At 62.7% G+C, this 236-nt stretch carries 1 protein-coding gene; it reads right to left on the bottom strand.

Annotated features, from left to right (window positions below):
• On the bottom strand, positions 1-181 hold a 181-nt coding region (locus tag KJQ96_RS39560; protein WP_213291282.1), incomplete at its 3' end, for a hypothetical protein.
• Between the last annotated feature and the right edge of the window lie 55 nt (positions 182-236).

Raw genomic sequence — 236 nt, forward strand, 5'->3', positions numbered from 1 at the left:
CGATGGAGGGGCGGCTCGCGATCGTCACGAACGTGCGGTGAGATGCGATGGACGCCGAATGCGCAAGACGTAGGCGCAGGAAGCGTATGGCGAAGTCGTGTGGTTCGGGCGCCGCGGTTAAGTCGGTGGGAAACATCCCGTCGGCGACGGAGGCAAAAGAGCCGTTCTCCGGGAAGAGCATGAAGTAAGCCGTAAAGCCATTGCGCAGGGAAGGCCGGGATGCTCCCGCTGTACCT

Origin of the sequence: Bradyrhizobium sp. sGM-13, assembly GCF_018398875.1 — a bacterium.
In the GTDB taxonomy this organism is placed as follows: Bacteria; Pseudomonadota; Alphaproteobacteria; order Rhizobiales; family Xanthobacteraceae; genus Bradyrhizobium.